The sequence below is a fragment of the Stackebrandtia sp. genome, assembly GCF_035643755.1.
In the GTDB taxonomy this organism is placed as follows: Bacteria; Actinomycetota; Actinomycetes; order Mycobacteriales; family Micromonosporaceae; genus Stackebrandtia.
This window is the reverse complement of the sequence record NZ_DASQPW010000247.1, coordinates 1-5,769: the sequence shown is the minus strand read 5'-3', so window position 1 is coordinate 5,769 and position 5,769 is coordinate 1. Positions and strand designations below refer to the sequence as shown.

At 71.5% G+C, this 5,769-nt stretch carries 4 protein-coding genes; 2 read left to right on the top strand and 2 right to left on the bottom strand.

The genetic code is table 11. The features are described 5' to 3' along the window. Positions 1-3,194 (bottom strand): AfsR/SARP family transcriptional regulator (locus VE172_RS19010; RefSeq protein WP_324803541.1); only part of this gene is annotated, 3,194 nt, incomplete at its 3' end. Positions 3,195-3,289: 95 nt separating this feature from the next. Between VE172_RS19010 and VE172_RS19005 the strand changes: the two genes are divergently transcribed. Both VE172_RS19005 and VE172_RS19000 read left to right on the top strand, forming a co-directional pair. After that, positions 3,290-4,213: a TolB family protein gene (locus tag VE172_RS19005; RefSeq protein WP_324803540.1), complete on the top strand. Its 924-nt coding sequence runs from the start codon at positions 3,290-3,292 to the stop codon at positions 4,211-4,213. 182 nt (positions 4,214-4,395) lie between these two features. After that, a complete protein-coding gene (locus VE172_RS19000; protein ID WP_324803539.1) occupies positions 4,396-5,142 on the top strand; it encodes a dienelactone hydrolase family protein in 747 nt (248 codons plus the stop codon). Here the strand turns inward: VE172_RS19000 and VE172_RS18995 are convergent. Next, positions 5,139-5,769: dihydrofolate reductase family protein (locus VE172_RS18995; protein WP_324803538.1), on the bottom strand; the 631-nt coding region annotated here is incomplete at its 5' end. The genes VE172_RS19000 and VE172_RS18995 overlap by 4 nt on opposite strands.

Here is a 5,769-nt window from a genome sequence, read left to right as displayed (position 1 = left end):
GTCCCAGGCGCAGTACCGGCGCCGCGAGCGCGCCACTGTCCATGCGGGGTCCTTCGGCGAAACGAGGGTTTGCGGTGGACGTCGGGGTCGGTGACGAGTCCGACGAAGCGCCCGTCGGAGAGAGTATCGATCGCGTCACTCAAGAAGCTTCCACGCGCGACCGCGCCGAAGTCAGGGGATTTGTAACCGGTTGTGACGGGACTTTTGGCCGTACCTTTCGCCGCGCGCGTCGATAAGATCGCGTCCGACGGGGCGGGGGTGCGGCACAGCGCGAAGATCGCCGCCGCCTCGGCCCCGTGACGTGCCGCCTCGTCGCCCCGGCCGAGCCGCGAGTACGCATCGGACAGCAGATGGTGGGCGCGCCCCCGCTCGTAGGTCTCCTCGGCGGATTCGGCCAGCGCGGCGGCCTCCAGGTGGAACTGGACGGCCTCGGCCGGCTCGCCGCGGGCGGCGCGCAGGGCGCCCGCGAAGTTCAGCATCTCGATGCGCACCGTCAGATTGGGGATGTCGGGGAACAGCCGCATCGCCGCGGTGTGCTGCTCGGTGGAGGCGGCACCGCGGCCGAGTCTATGAAGGACGATGGCCGACACGGCGCGGGCGTAGCCCTCCCCGCTGCGGGCGCCGCTGGCGTCGGCGATGTCGATGGCCTGGCGCAGCAGGGAATCCGCCGCCTCCAGGTCGCCGCCGCGCGCGGCCAGGCGGCCCTGATCGGCCAGGACGTAGGCCAGCGGGTTGGTGGCGCCGTGCTCGCGCCACACGCCGTGCACCCGCTCCAGCAGCCTCCGCGCGGCGTCGGCCTCCTCCAGGCGGTACAGCACGCGGCCCCGCTCGTACATGGCGCTGGCCGCCGCCACGGGGTCGGGTTCGGCCGAGTACCCCTCGATCGCGATGTCGAAATATCGCAATGCCTCCCGGTTGTCGCCGCTGTCGCAAAGGCCCTGGGCGACAACGCCGGCGGCCTCGCTCACCGACACCAGGTCGCCGATGCGGCGCGCCTCGTCGATGGCCTGGCGCCCCAATGCGGCGGCCCGCGACCGCTCGCCGATGTCCCCGTAGAAGATCGCCAGGTGCACCATCGCGCGGCACCATGACGCCGTGTCCCGGTTGGCGGCGAAGGAATCCCGGATCGCCTCCAGGGTGCGGCCCCAGTCGCGCAGCAGCCCCGACCCGCGCAGCGCGGGCCGCGCCAGGCGCATCAGGTGCTGGGCCCGATGCGGGTGCTCGTCGGCGGCCTGGCGGATCAACAGCACCTGCATGGCGATGCGCGCGTCGGTCCAGGCGATCGCGGCGTCGATGGTGTCCAGTTCGGGCAGTGGCGCGGTGCACTCGGGGGCGTCCCAGGGGCTGCGCCCGTAGACCCTGTCCTTCGCGCGATGCAGCGCGGCGGTGTACCAGTCGTACAACAGCGGCAGCCGCTTCGCGATGTCGGCGTCGGCGGCCGCCCGCCGCGCGGCGTAGTCGCGCACCAGATCGTGCATGAACCACTGGTCGGCGGCGCGCCTGGCCAGGTGCACCGCCTCCAGGCGCCGCAGCGCCCGGTTCACCTCGGACACCGCGGCCCCGCCCATGTTCGCCAGCGCGGCGGCGTCCATGCCGCCGCTGGGATGCGCCCCGCACAACCGAAACACGAACCTGTCGCGCCGCGGAAGGGTCGCGTACGAGGCCCCGATGGTCGCGTCCAGGCCGCCCTGGCGCGACGTGCCGTCCGACAGCGTCCCGAGCCGATCTCCCGACTCCAGGTCCCGCAACAGATCCGCCAACTCCGCGTCGGTTCCCGTCGTCAGCTGGCCCGCGGCCAGCTTCAGCGCCAACGGCAGGCGCCCGCACAGCTCAGCCAGCCGCGCCAGGTCGGCCTGCCGCCCCGGGCGGCCGGCGTCGCGGTGCGCCCCCAGCACCCGGACACTGTCGTCCATGGACAGTTCGTCCACGGGAATCACCGTCACATCCTGGTCGACCCGCAACCCGCGCAGGTCGTCGCGGCTGGTGATCACCGTCAGGCAGTTGCCCGCCCCGGGCAGCAGTGGCCGGGCCTGCGCGGCGCCGGCGGCGTTGTCCAGGACCACCAGCACGTGCCGCTCGGCCACGGTGGTGCGATACAGCGCCGCCAGCTCCTCCTGCCGACTCGGCAGGTCCGACGCCGCGATCCCCAGCGCCCGAAGGAAACCCGCCAACACCACCGACGGCGCCACCGGCTCGGCCTCGGAGAACCCCCGCAGGTCGGCGAACAGCTGACCATCCACGAAGGACGGGGCGATCTTGTTGGCCCACGCCAGCGCCGCCGCGGTCTTGCCGACGCCGCCCGCGCCCACGAAGGCGACGCACCGCCCGCCGCTGGTGACCGCCGCCTCGGCGCGCGCCAACGCCGCGTCGCGTCCATACAGGGCGGACAGCGGTGCGGGAAGCTGGCGCGGGACGGCGGAACGCGGCGGCGTCGCGTCGGCGGCGGGTTCGCGCAGGCCCGCGTCGTCGGCCAGGATGCGACGGTGCAGCTCGGCGAGGCGCGCCGTCGGCTCGATGCCTTGCAGCTCACGGTATCGCGACCGCGCCCGCCGAAACGCCTCCAGCGCCCCCACGGTCTGCCCGTTGCGGTACAGGGCCAGCAGGTGCTGGGAGTTCAGGGTGTCGTTGCAGGGGTACTGATCCACCGCCGCGGCCAACTCGCCCAGCACCTCGGCGTGGCGCCCCGACGCCAGCTCGGCGTCGAACAACCCCGTCAGCGCCCCGAGCCGCTCGTGCTCCAGCCCGACGCCCGCCGCCTCGGCCCAGCGGCTGTCGATTCCCGACAGCGGGCGCCCCCGCCACAGCCCCAGGGCGGCGCGCCACTTCGCCGCCGCCGCCGGCGGATCGCCCGCGCTTTTTCGCGCCTCAGCCACCAGCGAACGCATCGCGTGCAGGTCCACACGCGACGGATCGATCTCCAGAACATAAGAGCCCGAACGGTTGTCGATCGTCACGCCGCCGTCGCGCAGCAGCCTGCGCAGCCGCGCCACGTACGCCGCCAGGCTCCCGCGCGCGGCCTCGGGAGGCTCGGACCCCCACACCCGCTCGATCAACACGTCGGCGGGAACCGCCTGGCGCGGCGCGAAGGCCAGGCACGCCAGCACGCACGCCTGCTTCGGCGTCCCCGCCGACACCTCCGTGTCGCCGTTCCACACCGTGATGCCGCCCAGCAGACCTATCACCAGACCACGCATTCCCGACCTCACCGATATATAGAAGCATGTCGACACTTACGGTGCACCGCGTTGGACGGGACCCCTCTGACCGTCGCCTCGATACGCTGTGAGACATGCGTTACCGCGGTAGGGGAACGGGTCGCGCCGCGAGGACACTCGCGGTCGCGTCCGTCATGGTCCTGCTCGCGGGCCTGGCGGCGTGCGCCCCCGCGGCGTCCGTCAAGCAGACCTGCGACCCGACGGACCGCGACCACTGGGCCATCGCCTACACGAAACTGAAGAACTCCTACGTCAAGGGCGTGTACTGGCTGGTGGGCGGCAAACCCCGCCCCATCAACAACGACAAGGTGATTCAGGCCCAGACGCCGAGCCTGTCGCCCGACGGCCGTCGCGTGTACTTCGAGGGGTTCTACGGCAAAGGCGGCAAATACTCCAACAAGATGGTGCTGGCCGACACCGACGGCACGCACCTGAAGGTCTTCGGCGAAGGCATCTCGACGCCCGTGTGGTCTCCCGACGGCACCCGCGTCGCCTACCGCGACACCGACACCGACGCCGACACGATCGTGATGGCCGACCCCGACAACGGCCACCGGCACCGGATCGCCACCGACGCCGCCACCGACCCCGCCTGGTCGGCCGACGGCACCAAGCTCGCCTGGACCTCGACCGGGGGTACCACGTTCCACTGGAAGTCCGTCGACGGTGGCGGCGAGGGAAGCGTGGACGTCGTGTCGGGTGACCTGCTCACGCAGGCGTGGCTGCCCGACGGCAAGTCGGTGGCGGTGAGCCTGGTCGTCGGCGACGACATCGACCTGTACCTGGTCAGCTTGTCGGGCAAGGGAAAGCCGAGGTTCCTGGCCAAGAATGTCGGGGCGCCCTCCACCCTGCCCGACGGCACCATCGGCGCCCTCGACGTCGCCCACCCCGACGCCGACGTCAGCGACTACGTGTCCGTCGACCCCAAGACGGGCAAGCGGGAGAACGTCGCCAAGATCCAGGGCGACGATGTGTCGGTCATCGCCTGCTACCCCTAAAAAGAACTTGGCCGCCCCTCGCCGAGCTGCTAACGTGCGATCCGCCGTGGTACCGACCGAGGAGGTGAGACCCATGCAAGAGACACCGACGTGGGCGCTCCCACTCCTCACCGCGGCCAGGCGACTGACCTAGCCGTCGCCAGGAGTGCCCGATCACCAGGCACTCCCGAAAGGCGACAGCCATGTCTACACTGAACTTCACCACGGATTCCACAACGGACGGCATCCGCGAGCGCGACTTCACCGTCGGCGACATCCCCGGCGTCCTATGGTCTCCCGCCCCGGGCACCGACCCCGCGCCCCTGGTCCTGATGGGCCACGGCGGCGGCACCCACAAGCGGTGGCCCGCCATGACGGGCCGCGCCCACCTCCTGGCCGCCACCCACGGGTTCCACGTCGCCGTCATCGACGCCCCCGCCCACGGCGACCGCCCCGTCTCGGCCCACGACGACGCCGAGGTCGCCGAGCTGTTCCGCGCCCGAGAAGCGGGCGAACCCGAGGGCCCGATCGTGGTGCGCTACAACGCCCACCTGGCCAAGCGCGCCGTCGGCGAATGGACGGCCACATTGGACGCCCTCCAGGAACGCCCCGAGATCGGCACCCACGGTCCCGTCGGCTACTTCGGACTCAACATGGCCACCGCGATCGGCGTCCCCTTCGTGGCGGGCGACCCCCGCATCACCGCCGCGGTCTTCGGCCTCCACTGGCCCGACGCCCTGGCCGAGGCCGCCCGCGGCATCACGATCCCGATCGAGTTCGTGATGCAGTGGGACGACGAGCACATCCCGCGCGAGGCGGCCCTGGCGCTGTTCGACGCCTTCGCCTCCACCGAAAAGACCCTGCACGCCAACGCGGGCAGACACAAGCGGCTGCCCCGCTTCGAGTCCGACAGCGCGGCGAGGTTCCTCGCCCGCCATCTTCGACCTTAGTGGACGATCTCGTACTTGATGTGAGTCACGGCGGGGGAGCTGGACACCTTGACGGGCTCGGCCTTGAAATCGCCGAGCCCGTCGAACAGCCGCTCTCCCGCCCCCAGGGTGATCGGGACGATGTGGAGGTACAGCTCGTCGATCAGCCCCGCCGCCAGGAACTGCCGCGCCGTGGCCGCGCCCCCGCCGATCGCCACCTTCTTGTCGCCCGCTGCCGCCGTCGCCTGCTCCAGGGCGGAGGCGACGCCGTCGGTGACGAAGGTGAAGGTGTTGCCGCCCTTCATGGTCAGCGCCTCGCGCGGGTGATGGCTCAGCACGAACGACGGGACGTGATAGGGCGTGTCCTCGCCCCACCAGCCCGTCCATTCCAGGTCCCACTCGCCGCGATCGGGACCGAACATGTTGCGTCCCATGACAAACGCCCCGATGCCCGCCTCGGCCTCGTCGATGACGTCCTGGTCGCCCTGGCGCCCGGGGTTCTTCGTCTGGAACATCCAGTTGCACAACTCCAGGCCGCCCTCGCCGAACGGGTCCGAGGCGCTCTGGTGGGGCCCGGCGATGTACCCGTCGAGCGACATCGCGAATCGGCAGGTCACGGTGGTCATGGTGAAGGCGCCCCTCTTGTTC